Below are 23964 nucleotides of genomic sequence, written 5' to 3'. Positions count from 1 at the left end.
TTTCTGCATTTCTATAGATATTACGAAATAAATATTTTGTATTACTCAAACAGGAGATGCATATGAAACGCTATCAATCCGCAACATTTCTGCATCAATTAAAGCAGTTTTTTATTGAGCTACTGAGCGCCCGCGCGGGTTTCTATATTCATCCAAAAAAATAAGGAAAAACAGTGCCTAAACAAAAGCTGGCGCGTATCAGTATTACCGTGCCTGAAAAAACAGTCGATGCATTGGACCAAAAAATTGTCGATCAGCATTATGAAAGCCGTTCTCAGGCCATTGTCGACATGATCAATAAGCATCTGATTGCCGATCAGGAGCAGCGTAACGAAGTAATGGTCGGCACATTTACCTTACTGTATGACGCAAGTAGTACGGCACTACGTATTCAGCTTTTAGATTTACAGCAGCAGTTTTTAGAACAAGTGGTGAGCTCGCTGCATATTCAACTCGATGACCACAAAATTTTAGAAGTCATGATTCTGCAAGGCGTCAGTTCAGAGCTCAAAGTTATTAGTCAGCATTTTTCAGCACTTAAAGGTGTGATTAAAGGACATTTGGAGTTGATGGACGCTGTAATGCCGCCAATTCCGCAAAATGCAAAGAATTAAGGAGTTTTAAAATGGGCCAATTATATCGATCACAAGGTCAGTTTAAAGACCAAATCACAGATAAACAGCAAGCACATGCCAATGCAGGCAACCATAGACCAAATCGTGCAAAGCGTAATACTCAATCTGTCAGTAAGCCGAATACACCATCGTTTTTGTATACCAATACCAAATTTAACTGTAATGCCATCGGGGAAATCGCACTATGATCAAAAAAGCCTGCTTATCTGCATCCGTTGTGACTGCCATCTTACTGAGTGGCTGTGACAATACGGCCAAAACACCTGAACCAAACGCGCAAGCAGAAGGCACAGTCAATACAAAAGCCATTACGATCGGCTATAGCGACTGGCCTGGTTTTGTCGCATGGCAGGTTGCTATTGAAAAAGGCTGGTTGAAAGAAGCCGGCGTCAATGTAGACTTTAAATGGTTTGATTATTCAGCTTCACTATCTGCATTTGCGGCTAATCAGTTGGATGCTGTTCTAGTCACCAATGGTGACAACTTAGTCACAGGTTCTGGCGGCACAAAAGGCGTCATGATTATGGCGACGGACTATTCTGCGGGTAATGATGTCATCATTGCTAAAGATGGCATCAATAGCTTAACTGATTTAAAAGGAAAAAGTGTCGCGACTGAAAAAGGTTTGGTTGATCATTTGCTTTTGACGACGGCGTTGGATGATGCAAAAATTCAAGCCTCTGAAGTAAAGTTGGTCAACACCATGACTAATGAGCTACCACAAGTATTTGCAAGTCCTGATATTGCAGCGATTGCCGTGTGGCAACCGGTTGCAAATCAAGCGCTGAAAGCAGTTGCTGGCTCTAAAATCATTTATACATCGAAAGATAAACCCGGTCTGATTTACGACACGTTAACCGTCAATATGACGCATTTATCTGCCAACAAAGAAGAATGGAAAAAAATCATACAGGTTTGGGATAAAACTGTTAAATACATCAATGACCCTGCAACGCATGCCGATGCAGTGAAAATCATGTCTACTCGTGTCGGCGTTGATCCTGCACAGTATGAACAGTTTATTGGAGGCACACATTTGCTGGATTTAGCTGCCAACAAACAAGTCTTTAAAAAAGGAACTGGTTTTGACTCGATTTATGGTTCTAGCTACCACGTAAATAAATTTAATGTTGCTAATGGCATTTATAAAACTGAAATGGATGTCGATGGATCAATCTATCCAGCTTTGGTTGAAGAACTAAAATAAGTTGAAACGTAAATAAAAATAAGCCCTGAATAGTATAAATGCTTCAGGGCTAACAATATCAATTTAATGTCCCAATAACTTATGCCTTCATAATGTGAAGCGGAGCGATGACCACAGTCATTAATCTGCTTTATATTTTTCCAGCGTGAAATTCCCAGTGAGCTACTAATTAAGCTAAAGCCATGTTCTGCTGCATATAATGCCGTACGTTCAAAGCGCATATCAAAACACATGGTACAGCGGATACCTTTTTCAGGCTCATTTTCCATGCCTTTGGCGCGTTCAAACCAGTTGTCTGTGTCGTAATCACAGTCGATAAACGGAATATTGTGTTTTTCTGCAAAGCGGATATTTTCCTCTTTACGGATTTCATATTCTTTTACTGGATGAATATTGGGATTTTAAAAAAAGATCGAAAAATCAATACCAGATTCAATTAAAGTTTCCATGACTTCGCCAGAACAGGGCGCACAGCAAGAATGCAATAAAAGCTTGTCACGACCTACTGGGAGAGTCAGTGTCTGACGTTCTAATTTATTAGACATGATTTTAAGAAGGTATAGGTATAAACCGAATATTTTAGCGATTCCTTAACATACCAAAGTTCGAATATGCTGATTTTTTCTAAGTATAAGTTGAGTCATATTCAGTATATTGACTAAAAAGCTGAAACGACATGAATATATGCTTATTTCATATTTGGTTTATCTATTTATGGCAAGGATTAAGAACTTTATAGCTCAGGACAAAAGTATATTAGTGTTACAGATTCAATATTAAAACAATTAGTGATTTGATCTTTTTTCATTTTAAAGTTAGAAAAATTCACCCGAATGAATAAATCGCTGAATTTTGAGAGTGGAGATATTGAGCCAATCTGTACGATTCGACACATTTCAGATGTGTGTTTGAATGAAAAAATTTTCATTGAATTTTTTTTAAGCCCTTATTTATATTAAACAAAATTTAAATGCTACCTGAGTGGCAGTTTTTTTATCGCCAGTTGAATGATGCATAGTTGAAGAAAATTCATTGTATTTAAATCTTAAACATGAATTTATCTCACTTTGAGTTGAGGTTAAATCATTTTTATTCATCTTAAGTTTCACGTATAAATTACTCCATACAGAAATTTTGATTATTTTTAATTTTAGGGTAGTGAATCTCCATGAGTCATAAATTTGCATGTTCAATCAAACGTATCCGCTTTGATGAAAACTATAAACCAGCTGACAATACGCGTCTAACAACGAACTTTGCCAATTTGGCACGTGGTGAACACCGTGAAGAGAATCTGCGCCGTACTTTGGCAATGATTAATAACCGTTTCAATAGTTTAGCTACTTGTGACAACCCAAATGCAGATCGTTATTCACTTGAAATTGACATCATTTCGGCTGAACTCGATGTGGAAGGCAATGGTCAAACTTTCCCATTTATTGAAACTTTAAAGAGCACCATCATCGACCATAAAACCAATGAACGCATTGAAGGCATGATCGGCAACAGTTTTTCATCGTATGTACGTGACTATGACTTCAGCGTGGTATTACCAGCACTCGGCTGTAAGTTCAATGAAAAACCTGAAGATTTTGGTGATTTACACGGCAAGCTATATCAACACTTGATCAATTCAGAGGTATTTAAAGCTGAATTTAAGAAACAACCTGTCATCTGTTTAAGTGTTTCAACGACAAAAACCTATTACCGTACTGCAAATGTGCATCCGATCTTAGGTGTGGAATACACTAATGATGACTATTCACGTACCGATGACTATTTTGCAAAAATGGGCTTAAGCGTTCGTTACTTTAAACCTGAAAATGCGACTGCACCATTGGCATTCTATTCAGCAAATAACTTGCTCAGCGACTATACAGATTTCGAACTGATCAGCGCGATCAGCACCATGGAAAGCTTCCAAAAAATCTACCGTCCTGAAATTTACAATACCAATGCGGCAGCAGGTTTAGTGTATCAACCAAGCTTAAGCTTTGGCGATTACTCATTAACCCGTATTGTGTATGACCGTGTTGAACGTGGTCAGTTGGCAGTTAAACAGGGCAAATGGACGGAAGAGAACTTTATTCAGCCATATAAAGACATTCTGAATGAGTGGGCTGCTAATTTTAGCATTGAAAATGCAGCCGCAGCTTAATTTTAAATCACTTGTGATTTAAAGCAGCTGTTTTAAAGAATATGTTTCATGCATCAGTTAATTTGTGATCAATATTTATTTCGTAAAGAAATTTCCCTCTCCTTTTAAGGAGAGGGTTAGGGAGAGGATTTATATGAAATGCTCCCTCATCCTCTTGCGGAGCATGCTCCTCATCCCATAGGGAGAAGGGACTTTCAATATGAATTTAATAATCAATTGATAACTTTTTGGTTTTTGCAAAATTTAGAATATAGAGATAGAAGATCGAATATGGCTATTTTACTCCCAACTTCAACTGCTGGCAGCTTACCTAAACCATCTTGGCTGGCTGAACCTGAAAAATTGTGGTCAGCATGGAAACTTGAAGGCGAAGAATTATTAGATGCAAAACGTGATGCGTTGAAATTATCTTTGCATGAACAAATCCATGCAGGCATTGATATTGTCAGTGATGGTGAACAAACCCGTCAGCATTTTGTGACCACATTTATTGAACATCTTGAAGGTGTAGATTTCGAAAAGCGTGAAACGATGCGTATTCGTAATCGTTACGATGCAAGTGTACCGTCTGTGGTGGGTGAAGTATCGCGTAAGAAAGCAGTGTTTGTTGATGATGCGAAATTCTTACGCAGCCAAACCAATCAGCCGATTAAATGGGCTTTGCCAGGCCCGATGACGATGATTGATACTTTGTATGATGGTCATTACAAGAGTCGTGAAAAATTGGCTTGGGAATTTGCTAAAATCCTGAATCAAGAAGCTTTAGAGCTTGAAGCGGCAGGCGTGGACATTATTCAATTTGATGAGCCTGCGTTTAACGTATTTTTTGATGAAGTCAATGACTGGGGTATTGCGACATTAGAGCGTGCGCTTGAAGGTTTGAAATGCGAAACAGCAGTTCACATTTGCTATGGTTATGGCATTAAAGCCAATACCGATTGGAAACAAACTTTGGGTAATGAATGGCGCCAATACGAAGAATCATTCCCAAAACTTCAGCAATCGAAGCTCGATATTATCTCGCTTGAATGCCAAAACTCTCGTGTACCTATGGATTTGATTGAACTCATCCGCGGCAAAAAAGTCATGGTTGGCGCAATTGATGTAGCAACCAATCAGGTTGAAACAGCAGAAGAAGTAGCCAATACATTACGCAAAGCGCTTCAGTTTGTAGATGCCGATAAGCTATATCCTTCAACGAACTGCGGTATGGCACCTTTACCTCGCCAAGTGGCGCAAGGCAAACTAAATGCGCTAAGCGCAGGCGCTGCCATTATTCGCCAAGAATTGACCGCATAAATTCGAGCTGACTCAATTTCATGTAAGGGCAATAAGGAAATTAAATTTGCTATTGCCCAAACCTGAGAAAGAGATAAGCCATATAGACCATTGAGATTGAAGAGATGATTGAAGCAACTGATTTTAGAAATGCAATGTCTTTATTGACGACTGCAGTCAACGTGATTACGACTGAGGGTGAAACAGGCATGCATGGATTTACAGCATCAGCCGTATGCAGTGTGACAGATACACCGCCAACTTTGCTGGTTTGTATGAATCAATCATCTCGTTCTCATGCGCATTTTCTTGAAAATAAAGTTCTGTCTGTCAATGTTTTAGGCGCACAGCATGAACACATTTCCAATGCTTTTGCTTCAAGCAAATTTAATTCGGAAGAGCGTTTTAAATTGGGTTCTTGGACTGTATTAGAAACAGGTTCACCAATATTAAAAGATGCTTTGGTCAGTTTTGACTGTCAGATTGAACAGATTCAAGAAGTGGGTACGCACAGTGTGTTTATGTGCCGTGTGGTTGCAATCAAGCAAAGTCTGCAGGAAGAAAGCTTGGTATATTTCAACCGTGCTTATCATGCTGTGGGGCAAGTGGAGTTGGCTTAAACCAGTCAGACTTCTTCAATACATCACTTTAAAAGTATCTATTTCGTGGAACTCATTACTTTCTTAATTATTGGCGCATTTGCAGGTTTTGCTGCGGGGCTGTTTGGCGTTGGCGGCGGTACTATCATTGTGCCATTGCTCTATATTGTTTTTAGCCAAATGGGTTATAGTCCCGATGTGATTATGCATTTGGCGCTCGGCACATCTTTGGCTACGATTGTGGTGACATCGATCAGCTCCTTAATGGCGCACAATAAAAATGGCGCTGTGATTTGGCCTGTATTTAAAAATTTAGCTCCGCCAATGGCGATTGGCTGTTTTGCAGGCGCGGGCATTGCAGGCTGGCTGTCAGGTTTGCATCTGCAAATGATTGTCGGTGTGTTTTTACTTTGGGTGGCTTATAACATGTTTATGGGTGCAAAAAAGCCAGTCGATCCCAACAAAACACTGCCATCTACAGGCAAGCAAATTGTGGCGGGTTCGGGTATTGGCGTTGCATCTGCCATCTTCGGTATTGGTGGTGGCAGTATTACAGTGCCGTATTTAACGGCAAATGGCGTGGTGATGCAAAAAGCGGTCGGGACGTCTGCCGCTTGCGGTTTACCTATTGCCATTGCTGGTGCATTAGGCTTTATGTTTTTTGGTATGCAACAGCAAGTTGAAATTCCAAATACCATTGGCTTTATTCATATTTATGCCTTTTTGGGCATTAGTGTGATGAGTTTCTTTACGGCTAAATATGGCGCAAAAACTGCGCATGCGCTTTCACCAGCAGTACTGAAAAAATGTTTTGCTGTGCTGTTATGTATTGTTGGATGTTTTTTTCTAGTGAAAGGCATTTTATAGAAGCCGACAGATCACAGTTAATTCATTCGAAAAGTATGCTCTAGTGTGCAACAGCTAGCTAGAGCATTTTTATCTATAGCAATTTAAGTCTTTAAAATTTCAGAAATATTATTTAAAAACTACATTTCAAAACTGACATTTCAAAGCTCTGTGCTTTTAGAAAAAACATTGATAATCACAATGCCTAATAAAATAAAGGCCAAACCAATCATGGCAGACAGGTCTAAATTTTGTTTAAACACAACCCAGCCCACACATGAAATAAGCACAATGCCTGCAGCGGACCACATGGCGTAGGCTAAGCCCATGGGAATCGATTTAAAGGTCAAACCTAAAAAAAAGAGCGCAATGGCATAGCCCAACACGGTAAAAATAATCGGTACTAGTTCGGTAAAGCCATTACTGGCTTTTAAGGCGGATGTAGCAATCACTTCAGCAATGATTGCGATGAGCAAATATATAAACGACATTGATTTCCTATAAACATTCTATTGCATGGTGCAAGAGGTGCTGTTTTTCATTTCGTAACCAATCTGTACTTTCTGTCGTGGTATCAGTGCGACGCTGAAATGCATAATGTGGAACATAAATATCCACCTCGTACATCAGCTGTACTGCTTGACCATTAATAATGACGTTTTGCATCAAATGTGTTTCATCAATAACTTTAAAATCATCAAAATTAAGTGCTTGATCTTGTTGAGATGAGGTCGTTGTATAGTATTTATGCAGACCATCTATAGCGATGGATACTTCAAAGCTTTCAATCACCGTTTCATACATAGTAGGTGCAGATGATATATCAATGCTGGCAACAGTTTGCTGATCTGTAGGTAAACGACTCAGTGCAAAGGCCACATGCTTATCACAAATAATTAAACCGCCATCCATCTGCAATGGCTGATGGCTTTCTACATCTAAAGCTGACTTCAACCGCAGGCCTAAAAATAGCCCTTCATGCACTTGTTGACGCCAGTCTTCGACATACACATTGCTTGGAGAGAATTCTAAAATACAATTGCCAATCGCATGCAACTTGGCAGGCTCTGGCCATTGCACATGATTTTGATAATTTGAGTGTGCTTTAACATCCCAAGACAATAATTGCTGATCGGCATCCCAAAGAGTATTTCCAATCCAGCCTTGACGCTCATTCACTGGCGTATTTTCTTGGCTTTTTAAACGTAGATCGATGGTAAAACTACGTGACTGAAACCAATACACAATGGTTTTTTCATCCGTTAATCCATTCGAAAAACTAATGGTTTTACGGCGAAAAGCACCATACAAATAGTCTGGAATAGGGCCTGAAACCTCTTGGCTTGCTGGAAGCTGTGCTAAAGCCTGAAATAGAATCATGCGCTTGCTCCTTGTACTTCTGTATTTTCATCCATACCAAATGATGACAAAGGCACAGCATTTCTAAGACTTAGCTCTCCTGAAGCGATACGTTTTTTGAGATAACTAAAGGTTTGCGCGGTTTGATTAAATAAATGTTCGCCACCAATTAAGGGCTGATATTTAGGTGCTTCAGTTGAATGTACTGGCTCAATGATCGTGTCGTAATTGCAGGCGCAGAACAGAGGGAAAGAGTAGCGTTCTTCAGAGACTTTTTTAACACGGTGTTTGGTGGCCAAATATTTGCCATTCGACAAAATTTCCATCATGTCGCCAATATTCATCACCAAGGTATTTTCAATCAATGGAATATCCATCCATTCACCTTGTTTATTGAGTACCTGCAAACCTGGTGCAGTCGGTAAGAGCAGTGTAAAGCACTCATAATCTGTATGCGCGCCAATACCTTCGGCATCTTTCACTTCAGGGTTATACGGATAATGGATTAGACGCAATTGGCTGGTCGGATGGGTAATTTTACGATCAAAAAAATGCTCATCTACATTCAAAGCTAAAGCAAAGGCCTGAAAAATCTGCTCACTAATACTGCGTAAATGGCAGTAATAATCACTGACGGTACTTTTAAATGTGGCATTATTTGGCCATAAAGTAGGGCCAAGCAAAGGAAATGCCGTAGTTTCACCGTGGTAATCATAATTGACGTCATAGGCTTCTTTTAAGTCGTAGCTGTTGCCTGCAAATTGTTCTTCACCAATTGGCACATAGCCACTATGATTTTTCGACAGCCCAATATAGTGTTGCATTTTACTGGCGGTATCTTGTTGAAAATAACACTTTGCAACCTGAATCAGTGATGTCGCAAAATCAAAATTGAACTGATCACCTTTTAAATAAAGAAAACCAACATCTTTACAGGCTTGATCCAATGCAGAGGCTACTTCTAAGCGTTCTGACAGTAGCGTGCTTTGTATTTTCGATATATCAACAAGTGGCAAAACATAAGATTCATTCATCTTCAATTCCTATAATGTTGGCCGTCCAACGCTGTAGTACATCATTTAGGCCGTCCTAAAGATGAAGAGGGATTAATCCAGTTATTTTTGCGTACTGACTTGGGTCATACGCGGAATTTTCGGTAGGTTTTCCATCGCTGGGTCGAGCTCGTCTTCCTGCGCATGCACCAAGAAATCTACCCGTTCGCGCAGTTGTTTAAATTCAGGACTCAGCATGAGTTCAGGATTACGAGGACGGGGTAAATCGACCTCAATTATTTCTTTAATTTCACCAGGATTGGCTTTGAGCGCCACAATACGATCCGCCAATAAAATGGCTTCATCCATATCATGTGTCACAAAAATAATAGTGATATCAATGTTTTGCCAAAGATCCATTAAATGTTTTTGCATTTTTTGGCGGGTATGCGGGTCAAGCGCGCCAAACGGCTCATCCATCAATAATATTTTGGGTTCATTGACCAATGCGCGGGCAATAGCAACGCGCTGTTTCATTCCGCCAGACAGCTGATGCGGGTACTGATCTTGGTATTTTTCTAGACCAATAATATCAATCCATTCGCGGGCGCTGGATTCAGCCGAGGCATTGCTGGCACCTTTCATTAAAGGGCCAAACATCACATTTTCTTTGACCGTTTTCCATGGAAAAAGCGTGTAGCCTTGAAAAACCATGCCACGCTCAGGGCTTGGGCCTTCAATGACTTGGCCATCGACCAGCAATTCACCGCTACTGTAAGGATCAAGCCCAGCCACAATTCGGCTAAAGGTCGATTTACCGCAACCCGATGGGCCAATCACGCAGATAAATTCACGTTTATGAATCTTTAAATCCAACTGATTTAAAATAGTGCGTTCAGTTTTGCCGTGCTTAAAACTTTGTGTAAGTTTTTTTTGCTTCTAAAATGACAGGGCGTGCATAAATTGCATCGAAATAAGTGGTGGCATTAAATTCTGTGCTGTTCATTATTTTGCTCCTGCTTTCCATTTAAATAGACGTTGACCGAGTTTCATGAGCGCCACATCGCATACCAAACCAATCACCCCAATGATGAGGATCGCGGCATAAACATTGTCAAAGTTTTGATAACGCGCTTGTTGGGTAATAAACCACGTAATCCCAGAGGTTGTGCCAATCAGTTCAGATACGATCAGATAAGTCCAAGCCCAGCCCAGCAATACACGTAAGTCGCGGTAAATGTCGGGAAGCGCCGCTGGAATCACCACATGAAATAAGCTTTTCATTTTATTGGTGCCCAGCGTAAAACCTGCTTCGATCAGGCCTCGGTCAACCATCCGTGTGGTATTCGCAATAATCAGAATTTGCTGAAACAGCGTACCAATCACAATAATGGCGATTTTAGGTGCATCATTAATGCCTAAAATCGCAACGGCTAATGCACCAAAAGCAGGAGCGGGCAAGTAGCGGAAAAACTCAACAAAGGGTTCGGTCAGTTGTGATATTTTTTGAGAAAAACCGCAAAGAATACCCAGCGGAATACCGATGAGAGAGGCAATAAAAAAAGCGCTGAACACAATTTTAATACTGTGCCATAAGCTTTGATGAAACCAAGGGGCATCAGGTTGGGCAGGCGGGGTAATAAAGGCTGTAACCAGCGCTTTTGCCACTTCATGCGGTGCAGGTAAATAGATTGGATTGACCAGTTTACCTTGAGGTGGTGCTAAACCTGCATTGACCGCAGATTGCGCTTCGGCATAAAACACCGCTTTGTCTACACGGCTATCGACCTGAAAATACAACACACTGCCTGACTGCGTAATTTGCACCTGTGGATGCCATAAAAATGGCAAATAACTCACTGTACACCAAATAAGCACAGGAATTAAAAATGATCCGAAGCCGAGCAATAGCTTGCTTCTCGGACTGAGCTCTCTTGCGACATAACCCATACTGACCAAGCCCCAATATTACTTTTTTAATAAAACGTAATACTATTAAGCAATTTGAATGCCAAACGCTTGTATGCCGTGTTTTATTGGCCTTATGCAAAGTTAGATAGGCTATAAACAGCAAAAAGCCTGCAAAAGAAGCAGGCAATATTAGTTTTTTTGATCGATACTGATGCCAAAATGTGCTTTTATGGCGCAACCAATTGCAAAAAAAGTTTTTTCATTCCTTCACTCGCACCCGCTTTAATCAATTGATACTGCTCAGGTACACGCTGATAATCTGCTTTCGGGTCGATATAAAATGCACGGCAGTTGGCAGGGATTTCGTGAATCAATCCAGCCACAGGATAGACAGCCAGACTCGTGCCAATCACAATAAAAATATCTGCCGTTTGTACACTTAAACTGGCATCTTCATAGGCAGGAACTGCTTCGCCAAACCAGACTACATGTGGCCGTAAAGGATATCCTTCAGGGCATTTGTCGGTGTCTAAGTTTAAATCTGCACCTTCAATGGGGAAAAATTCTTGCGTATATTGCGCCTGAGGGCCAGAGCTTTTTGCGTAACGAATATTGCCATGCAGATGCAGTACATTTTGACTGCCTGCACGTTCATGTAGATCATCAATATTTTGTGTGATGACTTGTACATCAAAAAAATCATCGAGTTCTGCAATCAATTTATGCGCTGCATTTGGCTCTGCGGCTAAAATATGTTTACGGCGTTCATTATAAAAACGCTGTACTAAAGCAGGGTCACGTGCCCAAGCTTCAGGTGTGGCCACATCTTCAATACGATGCTGCTCCCAAAGACCATTACTGTCACGGAAGGTATTGATGCCGCTTTCTGCGCTCATGCCGGCACCTGAAAACACCACAATTTTTTGCATAGATTATAGCCTTATATTTTAATTGATGCGTCCATTAGGTACGGTTACATGTATTGAACGAATAATGCAGCGAATTTACTGTACTCAAAATATAGCGACTACTTCAACTCAGCTGATGCAATTCTTGTAGCACCCAATCGACAAATTTTTGTATTTGCGGTGAGCTGTCTTGACTCGAGTGGACCAAATAATACTTTCTGCTACCGTGCAGTTTTTTATTTGATGCAATCACCAATTCTTTTTTTCTCAGTTCTGCTTCGATCAGCATTTGTGGAATCAGTGCCATTCCCATGCCATGACTGGCTGCAACAGAAAGCATAGAAAATAATTCATGCCTCTGCCCATCGAAAGGCTTGGGATGCTGAATTTGATGGGCTTGAAACCATTCTTGCCAAATACTTGGACGGGTTGTTTGCTGTAATAAGGGTAATCGAAGCAATTCTTCATCACTTAAATTAAAACTATGATCATCCGTCATTTCCGCATGGGGAGAATTGTTTTCAATCAATTTGGGGGAACAAACGGGAACCACTTCTTCATCCATTAAATAATGCGCTTGAATGCCAGGCCAATGCTCAATTTGCTGTTGCGTTCCTGCAAAAATAGCTGCGTCAAAGACATTTTCATTAAACAAAAAAGGTTTGGTACTGGTTTCCAAATGCACGGTAATTTCAGGATGCTGTGCATTTAATTTATTTAATTTTGGCAACAGCCAACGTGTGGCAAACGTTGGCACAACGCCCAGCTTTAAAGTACCGCCTAAGCCTTTGTGCGTCATGATATCTGAGGTGCTTTTTTCGATGCCTTGCAAAAAGGGTTTAATACTTTTTGCATATTGTTTGCCTGCTTCTGTGAGATCGACACCGTGACGTGTTCGGCTAAATAGCATTACACCTAAGTACTCTTCAAGCTGTTGAATTTGGCGTGACACAGCACTTTGAGTAATAAATAACTCTTGAGAAGCATGCGTATAACTTGCGTGTTTTGCAGCAGATTCAAAGCAAATTAAGCTTTGCAATGATGGAATATTACGCCGCATAGATAAAGTCCTTTTTATCGAGAGGTATCACAAAATGGCATATAAGAATGATTTTCATATACCACTATAGTCTATAAATAAAGCAATCCATCGCTTAAATCAGTGGCTAAAGTGCTTAACACGCTGTGAACAAAGCTCAGGTATGCGAAAGGCGCATATCTACATGCAAATTAATCGTTTGAATGAATCACTTTTCACACATAGCATCAAATAAAACAAAGAAAGCCCGAAAAAGCAGAGGATGCTATGAATCAAATGGTCAATGTAAAAAAACCAAAAGTACAATTTAACTGGCAAGATCCGTTTCTTTTGGAACAGCAATTAACTGAAGAAGAACGCATGATTCGCGATACTGCGCATGCATACTGTCAAGAGCGTTTACAGCCACGTGTACTCGAACAATTCCGCCATGAAAAAACCGATGCATCTATTTTCCGAGAAATGGGCGAACTTGGCTTGCTTGGCCCAACGATTCCAGAGCAATACGGCGGAGCAGGTCTAAACTATGTTAGTTATGGTCTCGTTGCGCGTGAAATTGAATATGTTGATTCGGGCTACCGCTCAATGGCCAGCGTTCAAAGTTCTTTGGTGATGGTGCCCATTAATGAATTTGGCTCTGAAGAGCAAAAACAGAAATACCTACCAAAACTGGCAACAGGCGAATACATTGGCTGTTTTGGTTTAACTGAACCAGATCATGGCTCTGACCCAGGTAGCATGATTACTCGTGCAAAAAAAGTCGAAGGTGGCTATCGTCTCACGGGTGCAAAAATGTGGATTACCAACAGCCCAATTGCCGACGTGTTTGTTGTTTGGGCGAAAGAAGTATCGCCTGAAGGTAATGTTGGTGACATTCGTGGTTTTATTTTAGAAAAAGGCTGGGAAGGTCTATCCGCTCCTGCAATTCACGGTAAAGTTGGCTTACGTGCATCGATTACCGGTGAAATTGTGATGGACAATGTCTTTGTCCCTGAAGAGAATGCTTTTCCAGAAGTACGTGGTTTAAAAGGTCCATTTACCTGTCTAAATAGTGCTCGTTATGGTATCGCTTGGGGCGCAATGGGCGCCGCAGAATTCTGCTGGCATACAGCGCACCAATATACTATGGACCGTAAACAGTTTGGCCGACCATTGGCAGCGAATCAGCTGATTCAAAAGAAACTGGCAGATATGCAAACTGAGATTGCCTTGGGTTTACAAGCTGCGCTTCGATTTGGACGTATGAAAGATGAAGGCATTGCTGCTGTAGAAGGCACATCACTCATTAAACGTAACAACTGTGGCAAGGCTTTAGATATTGCCCGTGTTGCGCGTGACATGATGGGTGGTAACGGCATTTCTGATGAGTTTGGTGTTGCCCGCCATCTGGTCAATCTCGAAGTCGTCAACACGTATGAAGGAACGCATGATGTACATGCACTGATCTTAGGTCGTGCGCAAACAGGCATCGCGGCTTTTGGTAACTAATTGAATTATATATCGATAAGGTGCTCTACATAGAGTGCCTTAGAGACTTTTTATGCAAAAATAAACTTAATCAATAAAGGATTCATCGTGAAACACTCTTGTAACTCTGTGCAATAGCCTGAGCAGTGATGAAATAAAAAGAATAAAAAAGGCAAATGTGCAGACATAGGAATGCCGATGACTCATTTGGGAAAATGAGGAACAAGGAAATGAATAACGAAATGCAAAACGGAGCAGGAACGCTCAAATTGCCTTCTAACGTGGGCACGATGCATCGTATTACAAGCAACACTTGGAAAATGGCTTTTATTTTTGCCTTTATTTCCTTGGTGATTGATGGTGTAGACATCATGTTGCTGTCATTCAGCCTGACCAGTTTAAAGGCTGAATTTGGTTTAAGTACATTTCAAGCCGGAATGCTCGGTAGTTCTTCTTTAGCAGGGATGGCGCTGGGTGGTATTTCGGGTGGATGGGCGTGCGATAAATTCGGTCGTGTGAAAACTATTGCTTGGTCGGTCGTATTTTTCTCAATCATGACCTGTATCTTAGGCTTTACACAAAGCTATGAACAATTTTTAATTTTACGTTTTATTGGCGCTTTTGGACTGGGTTCTCTTTACATGGCGTGTAATACGCTGATGGCAGAATATGTACCAACCAAATACCGCACAACGGTACTAGGGACTTTGCAAACCGGTCAAACCGTGGGTTATATCGTTGCAACGCTGCTGGCGGGTGCCATTATTCCAGATCACGGCTGGCGGATGCTATTTTATGTCACCATTATTCCTGCTGCTTTTGCCCTGATCTTTATGCGTTTTGTTCCTGAACCAAAATCTTGGCAGGAAGCAAAAATTGAGCAGCTAAAACGCCGTGAATTAAAACTTGAACCTGTACAGCAACATGCTGCAGTCAATCAAAATGCACCTTCTGAAAGTATTTATAAACGTATTTTTGGGCATACCAATCATCGTAAAATGTTCTTCTTTTGGATGTCGACCGCTGCATTTCTACAATTCGGTTACTACGGTGTCAACAACTGGATGCCAACGTATCTAGAAACCGAACTCAGCATGAACTTTAAAGCCATGACAGGCTATATGGTAGGCGCATATACCGCCATGATTCTGGGTAAAATTTTAGCAGGCTATGCCGCTGACAAGTTCGGACGTCGTATTACCTTTGTGTTTGGTACGGTAGCTACGGCAGCATTCTTACCGATCATCATTTTCTATAACACACCAACCAACATCGCCTATTTACTCGTAACTTTCGGTTTCCTATACGGTATTCCATACGGTGTAAATGCAACGTATATGGCAGAAAGTTTCTCTACGGATGTACGCGGTACGGCTATTGGCGGTGCTTACAATATGGGACGTTTAGGCGCAGCCATAGCACCAGCAACCATTGGTATGATTGCCGCTGGCGGATCATTCACCATGGCCTTTATTGTAATGGGTGCTGCGTACTTTATTGCAGGTGTTATTCCGGGCTTGTTCATTCGTGAACGTCAATATGATCCCCAGCAAGCATCACTTTCTTCAGATGCGGAAAAAGAAAAACTGGCAAGTGTAGATACATATGTTGATGATGCAGAACAAAAAGCATCTGCAAAAACTGCAACAGTAAAATAATTAAAAGATCTGTGCCATAGCTCAATACTATGGCACATCTGGAGTGAACTATGGGTGCATTAAAAGGAATTCGTGTATTGGACTTAAGCCGTGTTTTGGCAGGTCCTTGGTGCGGTCAAATATTGGCTGATTTAGGTGCAGAGGTAATCAAAATTGAGCGTCCTAAAGTCGGGGATGATACCCGCATGTGGGGACCACCTTGGATGCCAAATCAGCAAGGTCAAGCGACGAAAGAATCAGGCTATTACCAATGTGCGAACCGCAATAAATATTCTGTAGCCATTGATATTGCCAGTGAAGAAGGGCAAGCCCTAGTCCGTGAAATTGCCCAAACTGCAGATGTCGTGATTGAAAACTACAAAGCAGGTTCACTTGCAAAATATGGTTTGGATTATGCATCGCTCAGTGCACTAAATCCCAATATCGTATATTGCTCAATTACAGGTTTTGGTCAGGATGGTCCACGTGCGGAAGAACCAGGCTATGACTTTATTATTCAAGGCATGTCAGGTCTGATGAGTATTACTGGTGAATCTGATGATGTAATCGGTGGTGGCGCACAAAAGGTGGGGGTCGCTGTGGTCGATATTCAGACCGGACTGTACTCAACGATTGCAATTCAGGCGGCATTGTTAGCACGGCAACATACTGGACGGGGTCAATATATTGATATGTCATTACTCGATGTACAGGTAGCGGCTTTGGCCAATCAAGGTATGAACTATTTGACCTCGGGCAAAGCACCCAAGCGCATGGGAAATAATCACCCGAATATTGTGCCGTATCAAACCTTTAAAGCCAAAGATAAGGAATTTATTATTGCCTGTGGTAATGATAAGCAATTTAAAGACTTGTGTATTGCGATTGGCTATACAGAACTGTTAGATCAACCAAACTATTTAAGTAATCAAGATCGAGTGAAGCACCGTGAGGAATTAATTCCATTATTGAGTGCCTATTTTCTGACTCAAGATGCTCAAGTTTGGGTCGATGCGATTCATGCGGTAAAAGTGCCTGTGGGTGTAATCAACTCTGTAGAAGACGCATTAAATGAACCGCAAATTCAACATCGTCAAATGGTGGTGAATATTCCACATGCTTTAAATCATGATTTTAAAGTGATTGGATCACCGATGAAATTATCTGATACGCCTGTAGAATACCGTCATGCACCGCCGCAGTTAGGGCAGCACACAATCGAAATTTTGTCCCAATTTAAAACTGAAGCTGAATTAAATGAATTGGCTGCACAAGGCATCATTGATCAACTCAATCATCCTGCAGCTTAAAATTCCCAGAGATTATTCTTCAAACTATTCTTCAATATCTGGTCTTAAACACATATGAGGAATAAGTGAAGTTAAAATTTTAGACCGAAGGACTCCAATACTTCGGTCTTTTTCAATATCAATATTCATTTACGGAGTGCTTTTAATGTTAATTTTCTAGATAAAGTATAATTATTCATCAAAGCTTGGGCCTGCAATACGGTCTTTATTTTTTTGTATGAAAGAGATGTCCATACTTTTGCGCCTTGATATTTTTTCTTAAAGCTATAACATTCAAATTCTGGATTAAACACAAACCAATTTCCGCAATGCTGCACGCAATAAGCATTTATATGCCTATTTTTCAAGTCTACTAATTGCACAGCAAGATCATCGATACCACCTCCATTGATGAGAGTATAAGCCTTCAAACGAAATAAAGCCCTGCACAATGGCAAGGCTCTATTTTAATAACATTACATTGAATTTGTTCAGCTGCTTATTATTGCTGTATAAAATTCTGCAAAGCCTGATTAAATGCATCTGGCTGTTCGATGTTTGAAATATGCGATGCATTAATTTCAAATAATTGGCTATTTGCAATGCGTTCTTGCATGAATTGACCATCTGCAACTGTAGTTACAGGGTCTTGTTGACCTGCAATAATCAATACTGGGATGTGAATAGACGAGATTTCATTGCGTAAATCCGCTTTAGCCAAAGCTTCACAACAACTTGCATAACCTTCTGGGCTGCCAGCTCCGAGTTCGTTACTCAAAGATTGTACAGTTGCCGTGTTACTTTGGATAAAGGGTTCTGTAAACCATCGTGATGCTGCCGTTTCTGCAATTGGTTTCAAACCTTGTTGACGGACTAACTGCGCACGTTCATTCCAAGCTGATTCTTGCCCAATTTTTGCAGCGGTATTGCATATAATGACATGGTTAAAGCGTTTAGGATGATGTATTGCAAGCCATTGGCCTGTTAAACCACCCATCGATATTCCACAAAATGTAGCCTGTTGAATATTTAAATGATCCAATAAATGGATGACATCTGTACCCAATTTATCAAGGCTATAAGGCCCTTGAGGGGCAGTAGATGCACCATGACCACGTGTATCATAACAAATGACAAAATAATCCTGCTGCAGCGCCTCTATCTGAGGCTTCCACATGCTGAACTTTGTGCCTAAAGAATTAGAAAAGACAATCGCAGGTTGTGTGTGGTCACCAAAAGTTGCGTAATTAATCGTTGCATCATTGGATATGAATGTAGGCATATTTTGAATCCTTAATTTTATAAATCCCCTAAATCCCCCTATAAGAAGGAGGACTTTTATTGAGGATTAAACACGTTCAATAATCAAAGCGATGCCTTGACCGACACCAATGCACATCGAACAGAGGGCATATTGACCTGAAATTGCCTCAAGTTGATTTAACGCAGTCGTCACTAAACGGGCTCCAGATGCACCTAAAGGATGCCCCAAAGCAATAGCGCCACCGTTTGGATTGACATGTTTAGCACCATCTTCCAAACCTAGTTCACGGGTAACCGCTAAGGCTTGAGCCGCAAAAGCTTCATTCAGCTCGATCACATCCATTTGTTCAAGGCTTAGACCTGTTTGAGCTAACAGCTTTTTGATGGCAGGCGCAGGACCAAAACCCATGATTTTGGGTTCAACACCCACCACCGTTGCTGCAATAATTTTGGCTCGTGGCTTTAACTTAAATCTGTTAACAGCATCATCTGAAGCAATCAGTAGTGCAGCCGCACCATCATTGATCCCTGAAGCATTGCCCGCTGTTACCGTCCCATCTGCTTTCACCACAGGTTTGAGTTTTGCCAAACCTTCTGCTGTCGTCGATCCGCGTGGATGCTCATCTGTATCAACTATCAGTGGGTCGCCTTTACGCTGTGGAATGACGACAGGGATGATTTCTTTCTCAAAAAAACCATTGGCTTGTGCAGCGGCTGTACGGCGCTGACTTTCTAAGGCAAAAGCATCTTGATCTTCACGGTTAATGTTGAATTGTTCTGCCACATTTTCAGCGGTTTGAGGCATGGTTTCCACGCCATACATTTGCTTAAGGATTGGATTGATAAAACGCCAGCCCATGGTGGTGTCTTCAATCTTTTGGCTGCGTCCATAAGCACTTTCCGATTTACCCATAACAAAGGGTGCACGGGACATACTCTCAACACCGCCGGCAATAATTAAGTCTGCTTCATTTGCCTTAATTGCACGGGCTGCCATCGCAATTGCATCAAGTGATGAACCACAAAGTCGGTTCACAGTTGTAGCAGGAACTTGAAAAGGTACACCTGCGAGTAGCGACGACATTCGTGCAACATTACGGTTATCTTCACCGGCTTGATTCGCACAGCCGTAAATCACGTCATCAACAGACTCCCAAGCAATACTTGGATTTCGCTGCATCAGTGCCTTAATGGGTAAAGCACCTAGGTCGTCGGTACGCATTGCTGCTAAACCGCCCGCATAGCGACCGAAAGGGGTGCGGATTGCATCAATAATATAGGCATTTTTCATTTTATAAATCCTAAAAACTCAGCTCCTCCCTTTTAACGGGAGGTTGGGAGGGATTTACAGGAAGTTAATTTTTTAAATTAATCCTCCCAAAATCCCTCCTTTAATCAAGGAGGGACTTTTTGCTTTATGCTGTCGTATCTATCAGCTTTGCACCGGTCATTGACTGTAATTCGTCAAAGCTCAAGCCCTCAACTTTTTCAATCACTTTCATGCCTTCAACCGTCACATCAATGACGCACAGATCTGTGTAAATACGATCGACACATTGCAGGCCTGTCGCAGGGTATGACAATTCAGCGACAATTTTCGGTTCACCTTTTTTAGTCACATGGTCTGTAGTAATAAAGACTTTTTTCGCCCCAACAGCCAAATCCATTGCACCACCTACAGCAGGAATTGCATCTGGCGCACCAGTATGCCAATTTGCTAAATCACCATTTTGGGCAACCTGAAAAGCGCCTAATACTGCAATATCTAAATGCCCGCCACGCATCATGGCAAAAGAGTCACCATGGTGAAAAAAGCAGCCGCCCGTTTGCATAGTGACAAACTCTTTTCCTGCATTAATTAATTCAGGGTCTTCTTCGCCTTTAGCCGGAGGAGGACCAAAAGCCAAAAGGCCATTTTCTGAATGTAGAAAAACATCTTTGTCTGTTGGTAAATAATTTGAAATTTTAGTGGGCAAGCCAATGCCTAAATTGACATAAGCGCCATCTGGAATATCTTGTGCAACACGTTCTGCAATTTGATCACGGGTTAATTTGGTATAGCTCATGGTTCTTTCCTCACGTGATTTATGCAGATTGCTCAAGCTGTGCAGGTTGAACAGCCACAACATGTTGTACAAAAATGCCAGGGGTAATAATGTGCTCTGGGTCCAATGCACCAAGTTCAACCACTTCTGAGACTTGAGCAATTGTCACATCTGCCGCCATAGCCATAATGGGACCAAAGTTACGCGCTGATTTGTTGTAAACCAAGTTGCCCCAGCGGTCGCCCTGATGTGCTTTGATTAAAGCAAAATCAGCTTTAATTGGATTTTCGAGAACAAAATCTTTGCCTTCATAATTGAGTGTAGGTTTGCCTTCTGCCAGCAACGTACCGAAACCAGTTGGTGTATAAATTGGACCCAAACCCATGCCTGCCGCCTGAATACGGCAAGCCAAATTACCTTGTGGTACAAGCTCAAGTTCTATTTTTCCTGCACGGTATAGCTCATCGAACACCCAAGAGTCGGATTGGCGAGGGAAAGAACAAATCATCTTACGGACAGCACCAGCTTTGAGTAATTTAGCCAATCCATAGTCACCATTACCTGCATTGTTGTTGACGATGATGAGATCTTTGATGCCAAGTTCAATCAGTCCATCAATCAGTTCAGCAGGCTGACCAGCCGTACCGAAGCCGCCAATCATAATGGTAGATCCATCCTTAATTTGAGAAAGTGCTTCTGTTAAGGAAGCGGTACTTTTATCAATCATGCTACGATCCTTCATCAAGAACGATAAAACTATTTACCTGACTAACCACTTCAGTCATGTAAGGCAGATAATCTTTTATTTCAAATATTTACAAACTTAAAAATGCAGATCAATGGACTCAAATCATGTGCTACACAATTGGAATCCAATCGCATCAGCTATCATCACTACGAACAGAAGAGGGATGACGATTTAAAGCCATAACTTCAATATTCATATACGGGTAAAGGGGCAACCCTTGTAAAATGTTGTGTAGCTCTTCATTGCTTTCAACATCAAAAATACTGATATTTGAATATTGACCAGTGATGCGCCAGATATGACGCCATTTGCCTTGACGTTGTAGATCTTGTGAATAAGCTTTTTCTACAGCTTTAATTTCATTGGCTTTTTCGACTGGCATATCTAATGGAATATTGACATCCATGCGTACTTGGAAAAGCATTTCTCACTCCTAGCTAAATGTTATTTGCGACGTAAGTCATCAATTTTGTTTTCATCAATTTCAATCCCTAAACCAGCTGTGGTCGGAATCTTGAGTTCGAAATCTTGATATTGAAGTGGGGTTTTTAAAATTTCTTCAGTTAGCAGCAATGGACCAAAAAGCTCTGTGCCATAAGCTAAATTGTCAAAAGTTGAAAATGCATGTGCCGATGCAATAGTGCCCACAGGGCCTTCAAGCATAGTTCCACCATATAAATCGATACCCGCAAGTTTGGCGATTTTAGAAACCTCACAGCCTTCGATTAAACCGCCAGACTGCGCAACTTTGACTGCAAAAACAGATGCAGAATTGTGCCGCGCAAGTTGATATGCCGTTTGCGGGCCCATCAGTGATTCATCTGCCATAATGGCTATATCAAAACGACGAGTTAAACGGCGCATCGCGTCAATGTTATCGATCGCGCAAGGCTGCTCAATCAGATCAACACCACCATCTTGTAACAATTGAATGCCTTTAATGGCATCTAGTTCAGACCATGCACGGTTAACATCCACACGAATAGAAATGTCCGAACCTAACGCTTTTTTTATGGCTAATACATGCTCAACATCAGCTTCAACGGGGCGTGAACCGATTTTAAGTTTGAAAATATTATGTCGTTTTGCCGCAATCATTTTTTGTGCTTCGGCAATGTCTTTTTCCGTATTGCCAGATGCAAGTACCCAAAGAACTGGTAAGCTGTCACGTAAGCGACCGCCCAATACTTCACTCAAAGGCAGATTTAAACGCTGCGCCAAAATATCGAGTAGCGCCGTTTGAATGGCACATTTAGCAAAGCGATTGCCGTTAATATTACGTTTAATGGCTTGCATGGTTTGAGCTACATTCAAACCAGTGAGGGTTTTCAGTAAAGGACTAAAATAAGTTTCAATATTGATTCGAATGCTTTCAGGGCTTTCTTCACCATAGCCTAGACCGCCAATCGTCGTCGCTTCACCCCAACCGATATAACCATCTTCGGTGGTGATTTTAATCAAAACAAGGGTTTGCGTTTGCATGGTTGCAACAGCCATCTTGTGCGGACGGATTGTTGGGATTTCCACGAGCAGGGTTTCAATCGACTTATACATCTTGCGTATTTCTTATCTATCCAACTATTTATATACCCTAATTTAATGTAATATCTTTAACTAGAGCGATTTTGGTATTTTTAGATACTTAAAAGGTATATAAATGGAATTAAGGCACTTACGTTACTTTGTCACCGTGGTTGAAGAGCAAAGTATTACCAAGGCAGCAGAAAAATTATGTATTGCTCAGCCGCCTTTGAGCCGCCAAATTCAAAAACTTGAAGAAGAACTGGGGATTACCTTGTTTGAGCGTGGTTCTAGACCCGTGAAAACCACAGAAGCAGGTATGTTCTTTTATGAGCATGCTGTACAGATATTGACGCATACCGCCCAGGCCACAACCATGGCACAGCGAATTAATGCCGTCGATAAAACTGTCCGCATTGGTTATGTCAGTTCGCTTTTATACGCATTATTGCCACAAATTATTTATTTATTTCGACAACGTAACCCAGATATTCATGTTGAACTCATAGAATGTGGTACACGCGATCAGATTGAAGCCTTAAAAACCGGTCGAATTGATATTGGTTTTGGACGACTGCGATTAACAGATCCGTCTATTAAACGTATTTTATTAAGAAAAGAAGCGCTACGTTTAGCTATACATAAAAATCATCATTTGGCTGAATTTAAAGACAAAGGCATTTATCTTTCTCAAATTTTAGATGAACCAATTTTTGCCTACCCTACGACACCTAAACCGAATTTTTCCACCCTCATCCAATCCATTTTTACCGAATTAGGACTTGTGCCTAAACATTTAACCGAAGTGCGTGAAATTCATATGGCTTTGGGCTTGGTGGCGTCGGGAGAGGGTATTTCTCTGATCCCTGAAAGTGCCAGTGATATTGGCATGAAAAATTTGATGTATATCCCAATCTTAGATTTGGAAGCCTATAGTCCAATCTCTTTGTCGGTGCGCAATATGGATCATAGTAATTACATTCCAAAGATACTGGATTGCATTCGTGAAGTCTTTGTTGAAGAAAATATCGATCTGCGCGCCATCGATGCAGATGCATAACT

General features: G+C 41.2%; 24 protein-coding genes and 2 pseudogenes. 11 read left to right on the top strand and 15 right to left on the bottom strand.

From position 1 onward, the window contains the following. Positions 1 to 173 precede the first annotated feature (173 nt). The 3 genes from B1201_RS12240 to B1201_RS12230 are packed head-to-tail and all read left to right on the top strand — an operon-like array spanning position 174 to position 1842. The gene (locus B1201_RS12240) at positions 174 to 614 is read left to right on the top strand and encodes a CopG family ribbon-helix-helix protein (protein ID WP_078190923.1); all 441 of its coding nucleotides are present in this window, start codon (positions 174 to 176) and stop codon (positions 612 to 614) included. Positions 615 to 625: 11 nt separating this feature from the next. Continuing rightward, positions 626 to 823 (top strand): hypothetical protein, encoded by a 198-nt coding sequence (locus tag B1201_RS12235; RefSeq protein WP_078193783.1) that lies wholly within the window; start codon positions 626 to 628, stop codon positions 821 to 823. Next, on the top strand, positions 820 to 1842 hold the full coding sequence (locus B1201_RS12230) for an ABC transporter substrate-binding protein (RefSeq protein WP_078193782.1): 1023 nt from the start codon (positions 820 to 822) through the stop codon (positions 1840 to 1842). Before B1201_RS12235 ends, B1201_RS12230 begins: the two co-directional genes overlap by 4 nt. Before the next feature lie 68 nt (positions 1843 to 1910). Here the strand turns inward: B1201_RS12230 and B1201_RS12225 are convergent. Further along, positions 1911 to 2387: pseudogene (locus tag B1201_RS12225) on the bottom strand (epoxyqueuosine reductase QueH); the annotation flags it as partial. A 623-nt stretch (positions 2388 to 3010) separates the two neighbouring features. On the opposite strand from B1201_RS12225, the gene B1201_RS12220 reads away from it, so the two are divergent. The 4 genes from B1201_RS12220 (at position 3011) to B1201_RS12205 (ending at position 6744) form a co-directional block, all read left to right on the top strand. After that, a complete protein-coding gene (locus B1201_RS12220; RefSeq protein ID WP_078193781.1) occupies positions 3011 to 4000 on the top strand; it encodes a putative oxygenase MesX in 990 nt (329 codons plus the stop codon). A gap of 270 nt (positions 4001 to 4270) precedes the next feature. After that, a complete protein-coding gene (locus tag B1201_RS12215) occupies positions 4271 to 5299 on the top strand; it encodes a methionine synthase (RefSeq protein WP_078193780.1) in 1029 nt (342 codons plus the stop codon). Positions 5300 to 5403: 104 nt separating this feature from the next. After that, a complete protein-coding gene (locus B1201_RS12210; protein ID WP_078193779.1) occupies positions 5404 to 5898 on the top strand; it encodes a flavin reductase in 495 nt (164 codons plus the stop codon). Between the two features lie 45 nt (positions 5899 to 5943). Continuing rightward, a complete protein-coding gene (locus tag B1201_RS12205) occupies positions 5944 to 6744 on the top strand; it encodes a sulfite exporter TauE/SafE family protein (RefSeq protein WP_078193778.1) in 801 nt (266 codons plus the stop codon). A 140-nt stretch (positions 6745 to 6884) separates the two neighbouring features. Here B1201_RS12205 and B1201_RS12200 read toward each other — a convergent pair whose 3' ends face one another. The 7 genes and pseudogenes from B1201_RS12200 to B1201_RS12170 all read right to left on the bottom strand — a co-directional run bounded on the left by B1201_RS12200 (position 6885) and on the right by B1201_RS12170 (position 12953). Continuing rightward, the gene (locus tag B1201_RS12200) at positions 6885 to 7214 is read right to left on the bottom strand and encodes a DMT family transporter (protein WP_078193777.1); all 330 of its coding nucleotides are present in this window, start codon (positions 7212 to 7214) and stop codon (positions 6885 to 6887) included. 7 nt (positions 7215 to 7221) lie between these two features. Beyond that, positions 7222 to 8103 carry a hypothetical protein gene (locus B1201_RS12195; protein ID WP_078193776.1) on the bottom strand — a complete coding sequence of 294 codons (882 nt, stop codon included), beginning with the start codon at positions 8101 to 8103 and terminating at the stop codon, positions 7222 to 7224. Then, a complete protein-coding gene (locus B1201_RS12190) occupies positions 8100 to 9116 on the bottom strand; it encodes an isopenicillin N synthase family dioxygenase (RefSeq protein WP_078193775.1) in 1017 nt (338 codons plus the stop codon). The genes B1201_RS12195 and B1201_RS12190 overlap by 4 nt, the downstream gene beginning before the upstream one ends. 81 nt (positions 9117 to 9197) lie before the next feature. Continuing rightward, positions 9198 to 10080 (bottom strand): annotated as a pseudogene (locus B1201_RS12185) (ABC transporter ATP-binding protein). Next, positions 10080 to 11024 carry an ABC transporter permease gene (locus tag B1201_RS12180; RefSeq protein ID WP_078193774.1) on the bottom strand — a complete coding sequence of 315 codons (945 nt, stop codon included), beginning with the start codon at positions 11022 to 11024 and terminating at the stop codon, positions 10080 to 10082. Before B1201_RS12180 ends, B1201_RS12185 begins: the two are co-directional and overlap by 1 nt. A 188-nt stretch (positions 11025 to 11212) precedes the next feature. After that, complete coding sequence (locus B1201_RS12175; protein ID WP_078193773.1) at positions 11213 to 11914, bottom strand: SIR2 family NAD-dependent protein deacylase; 702 nt, start codon at positions 11912 to 11914, stop codon at positions 11213 to 11215. A gap of 103 nt (positions 11915 to 12017) precedes the next feature. Next, on the bottom strand, positions 12018 to 12953 hold the full coding sequence (locus tag B1201_RS12170) for a LysR substrate-binding domain-containing protein (protein WP_078193772.1): 936 nt from the start codon (positions 12951 to 12953) through the stop codon (positions 12018 to 12020). A 246-nt stretch (positions 12954 to 13199) separates the two neighbouring features. Here B1201_RS12170 and B1201_RS12165 point away from each other — a divergent pair, with 246 nt between their 5' ends. The 3 genes from B1201_RS12165 to B1201_RS12155 all read left to right on the top strand — a co-directional run bounded on the left by B1201_RS12165 (position 13200) and on the right by B1201_RS12155 (position 17346). Beyond that, entirely contained in the window at positions 13200 to 14420 is a 1221-nt protein-coding gene (locus B1201_RS12165) for an acyl-CoA dehydrogenase (protein ID WP_078193771.1), read from the top strand. A gap of 209 nt (positions 14421 to 14629) precedes the next feature. Beyond that, a complete protein-coding gene (locus B1201_RS12160) occupies positions 14630 to 16057 on the top strand; it encodes an MFS transporter (RefSeq protein WP_078193770.1) in 1428 nt (475 codons plus the stop codon). Positions 16058 to 16107: 50 nt separating this feature from the next. Continuing rightward, positions 16108 to 17346, top strand: a complete 1239-nt coding sequence (locus tag B1201_RS12155; protein ID WP_078193769.1) for a CaiB/BaiF CoA transferase family protein — start codon at positions 16108 to 16110, stop codon at positions 17344 to 17346. Between the two features lie 125 nt (positions 17347 to 17471). Here the strand turns inward: B1201_RS12155 and B1201_RS12150 are convergent, their stop codons facing one another. The 7 genes from B1201_RS12150 to B1201_RS12120 all read right to left on the bottom strand — a co-directional run bounded on the left by B1201_RS12150 (position 17472) and on the right by B1201_RS12120 (position 22935). Beyond that, positions 17472 to 17756, bottom strand: a complete 285-nt coding sequence (locus tag B1201_RS12150; protein ID WP_228144783.1) for a hypothetical protein — start codon at positions 17754 to 17756, stop codon at positions 17472 to 17474. A gap of 71 nt (positions 17757 to 17827) precedes the next feature. After that, a complete protein-coding gene (gene pcaD / locus B1201_RS12145; protein ID WP_078193768.1) occupies positions 17828 to 18607 on the bottom strand; it encodes a 3-oxoadipate enol-lactonase in 780 nt (259 codons plus the stop codon). A gap of 66 nt (positions 18608 to 18673) precedes the next feature. After that, positions 18674 to 19879 carry a 3-oxoadipyl-CoA thiolase gene (gene pcaF, locus B1201_RS12140; protein ID WP_078193767.1) on the bottom strand — a complete coding sequence of 402 codons (1206 nt, stop codon included), beginning with the start codon at positions 19877 to 19879 and terminating at the stop codon, positions 18674 to 18676. 124 nt (positions 19880 to 20003) lie between these two features. Next, positions 20004 to 20654 carry a 3-oxoacid CoA-transferase subunit B gene (locus B1201_RS12135; protein WP_078193766.1) on the bottom strand — a complete coding sequence of 217 codons (651 nt, stop codon included), beginning with the start codon at positions 20652 to 20654 and terminating at the stop codon, positions 20004 to 20006. A gap of 19 nt (positions 20655 to 20673) precedes the next feature. Further along, complete coding sequence (locus B1201_RS12130; RefSeq protein WP_078193765.1) at positions 20674 to 21360, bottom strand: 3-oxoacid CoA-transferase subunit A; 687 nt, start codon at positions 21358 to 21360, stop codon at positions 20674 to 20676. Positions 21361 to 21514: 154 nt separating this feature from the next. After that, on the bottom strand, positions 21515 to 21805 hold the full coding sequence (gene catC / locus B1201_RS12125; RefSeq protein ID WP_078190886.1) for a muconolactone Delta-isomerase: 291 nt from the start codon (positions 21803 to 21805) through the stop codon (positions 21515 to 21517). A gap of 20 nt (positions 21806 to 21825) precedes the next feature. Continuing rightward, positions 21826 to 22935, bottom strand: coding sequence for a muconate/chloromuconate family cycloisomerase (locus B1201_RS12120; RefSeq protein WP_078193764.1), 1110 nt, complete (start codon positions 22933 to 22935; stop codon positions 21826 to 21828). A gap of 103 nt (positions 22936 to 23038) precedes the next feature. On the opposite strand from B1201_RS12120, the gene catM reads away from it, so the two are divergent. Beyond that, positions 23039 to 23962: a cis,cis-muconate-binding transcription regulator CatM gene (gene catM / locus B1201_RS12115; RefSeq protein WP_078193763.1), complete on the top strand. Its 924-nt coding sequence runs from the start codon at positions 23039 to 23041 to the stop codon at positions 23960 to 23962. The last annotated feature ends 2 nt before the right edge of the window (positions 23963 to 23964 follow it).

It is taken from the genome of Acinetobacter sp. ANC 5600, assembly GCF_002018395.1.
GTDB lineage: Bacteria > Pseudomonadota > Gammaproteobacteria > Pseudomonadales > Moraxellaceae > Acinetobacter > Acinetobacter amyesii.
This window is presented reverse-complemented; position numbering and strand designations above follow the sequence as displayed.

Bases quoted from the DNA above. Each gene is read 5' to 3' on its own strand.
- B1201_RS12155 (WP_078193769.1), top strand. From the start codon at position 16,108: ATGGGTGCATTAAAAGGAATTCGTGTATTGGACTTAAGCCGTGTTTTG.
- B1201_RS12230 (WP_078193782.1), top strand. From the start codon at position 820: ATGATCAAAAAAGCCTGCTTATCTGCATCCGTTGTGACTGCCATCTTA.
- B1201_RS12160 (WP_078193770.1), top strand. From the start codon at position 14,630: ATGAATAACGAAATGCAAAACGGAGCAGGAACGCTCAAATTGCCTTCT.
- B1201_RS12195 (WP_078193776.1), bottom strand. From the start codon at position 8,103: ATGATTCTATTTCAGGCTTTAGCACAGCTTCCAGCAAGCCAAGAGGTT.
- B1201_RS12120 (WP_078193764.1), bottom strand. From the start codon at position 22,935: ATGTATAAGTCGATTGAAACCCTGCTCGTGGAAATCCCAACAATCCGT.
- B1201_RS12235 (WP_078193783.1), top strand. From the start codon at position 626: ATGGGCCAATTATATCGATCACAAGGTCAGTTTAAAGACCAAATCACA.
- B1201_RS12190 (WP_078193775.1), bottom strand. From the start codon at position 9,116: ATGAATGAATCTTATGTTTTGCCACTTGTTGATATATCGAAAATACAA.
- B1201_RS12210 (WP_078193779.1), top strand. From the start codon at position 5,404: ATGATTGAAGCAACTGATTTTAGAAATGCAATGTCTTTATTGACGACT.
- pcaF (WP_078193767.1), bottom strand. From the start codon at position 19,879: ATGAAAAATGCCTATATTATTGATGCAATCCGCACCCCTTTCGGTCGC.
- B1201_RS12165 (WP_078193771.1), top strand. From the start codon at position 13,200: ATGAATCAAATGGTCAATGTAAAAAAACCAAAAGTACAATTTAACTGG.
- B1201_RS12170 (WP_078193772.1), bottom strand. From the start codon at position 12,953: ATGCGGCGTAATATTCCATCATTGCAAAGCTTAATTTGCTTTGAATCT.
- pcaD (WP_078193768.1), bottom strand. From the start codon at position 18,607: ATGCCTACATTCATATCCAATGATGCAACGATTAATTACGCAACTTTT.
- B1201_RS12220 (WP_078193781.1), top strand. From the start codon at position 3,011: ATGAGTCATAAATTTGCATGTTCAATCAAACGTATCCGCTTTGATGAA.
- catC (WP_078190886.1), bottom strand. From the start codon at position 21,805: ATGCTTTTCCAAGTACGCATGGATGTCAATATTCCATTAGATATGCCA.
- B1201_RS12180 (WP_078193774.1), bottom strand. From the start codon at position 11,024: ATGGGTTATGTCGCAAGAGAGCTCAGTCCGAGAAGCAAGCTATTGCTC.
- B1201_RS12175 (WP_078193773.1), bottom strand. From the start codon at position 11,914: ATGCAAAAAATTGTGGTGTTTTCAGGTGCCGGCATGAGCGCAGAAAGC.
- catM (WP_078193763.1), top strand. From the start codon at position 23,039: ATGGAATTAAGGCACTTACGTTACTTTGTCACCGTGGTTGAAGAGCAA.
- B1201_RS12135 (WP_078193766.1), bottom strand. From the start codon at position 20,654: ATGAGCTATACCAAATTAACCCGTGATCAAATTGCAGAACGTGTTGCA.
- B1201_RS12215 (WP_078193780.1), top strand. From the start codon at position 4,271: ATGGCTATTTTACTCCCAACTTCAACTGCTGGCAGCTTACCTAAACCA.
- B1201_RS12130 (WP_078193765.1), bottom strand. From the start codon at position 21,360: ATGATTGATAAAAGTACCGCTTCCTTAACAGAAGCACTTTCTCAAATT.
- B1201_RS12200 (WP_078193777.1), bottom strand. From the start codon at position 7,214: ATGTCGTTTATATATTTGCTCATCGCAATCATTGCTGAAGTGATTGCT.